We start from the raw sequence: 981 nt of genomic DNA, 5'->3' as shown, positions 1-981 counted from the left end.
CAAGAAAGTTGAACGTAAGAAGATTGTCGCTGGTCCGACTTTACCTGGGAAGCTGTCAGATTGTGTTGAACATGATCTGGATCAGTCTGAACTGTTTATTGTGGAAGGGGACTCTGCGGGTGGTTCAGCCAAGCAGGCACGTGACAAGAATTTCCAGGCGATCATGCCAATTCGTGGGAAAATTTTAAATACCTGGGAAGTCTCTTCGGATGAAGTGCTGGCCTCTCAGGAAGTGCATAACATTGCAATCGCGATTGGGGTCGATCCAGGTTCAGATGACCTGTCTGAACTGCGTTATGGCAAGATCTGTATTCTTGCCGATGCCGACTCGGATGGCTTGCATATCGCGACTTTGTTATGTGCGCTGTTTGTAAAACACTTCCCGATTCTGGTCGAAGAAGGGCATCTGTTTGTGGCAATGCCACCCCTATTCCGTATCGATGATGCTAAAGATGTGCACTATGCGCTGGATGAAGATGAACTGGAAGGCATCCTGAAAAAATGTAAAACCAAGAACCCGCAGATCACCCGATTCAAAGGTTTAGGTGAGATGAATGCCAGCCAGCTTCGCGAAACGACTTTGGATCCTAATACTCGCCGTCTGGTACAACTGGATCTGGATGATGTGCACCTGACTTCAGGCTTACTGGATAAACTTCTGGCCAAAAAACGCGCCAGTGACCGTAAAGACTGGCTGGAACAGAAAGGTAATCTGGCGGATATCGTTGTTTAAAATGATTTGCTGCTAATATCTATTAAAAAGCCCGCAATCGCGGGCTTTTTAATAGCTCAATTTAGGACTCAACTTTTAAATAATGCCCATCTGCATAGACATTATGTCCAAAGCCACAACCTGAACTGCCATTGTTCTGTTTTAAAATCACCTGCTGCCCCTGTTTAGGATCAAAAGAAAAATTGAGATTAATTTTGCAGTCATCTGATCGATAGGTCGTTTGGGTTTTATTAACAGGCATTGTGGTT

Annotated in this window: 1 protein-coding gene and 1 pseudogene; one reads left to right on the top strand and one right to left on the bottom strand. The window is 45.0% G+C overall.

Features of this window, described 5'->3' with window-relative positions:
- Positions 1 to 733 (top strand): toprim domain-containing protein (locus B4J23_RS05385; RefSeq protein ID WP_291359140.1); only part of this gene is annotated, 733 nt, incomplete at its 5' end.
- A gap of 61 nt (positions 734 to 794) precedes the next feature.
- Here B4J23_RS05385 and B4J23_RS05380 read toward each other — a convergent pair.
- Positions 795 to 981: pseudogene (locus B4J23_RS05380) on the bottom strand (hypothetical protein); the annotation flags it as partial.

Origin of the sequence: Acinetobacter sp. UBA3025 (genome assembly GCF_002367915.1) — a bacterium.
GTDB lineage: Bacteria > Pseudomonadota > Gammaproteobacteria > Pseudomonadales > Moraxellaceae > Acinetobacter.
This window is presented reverse-complemented; position numbering and strand designations above follow the sequence as displayed.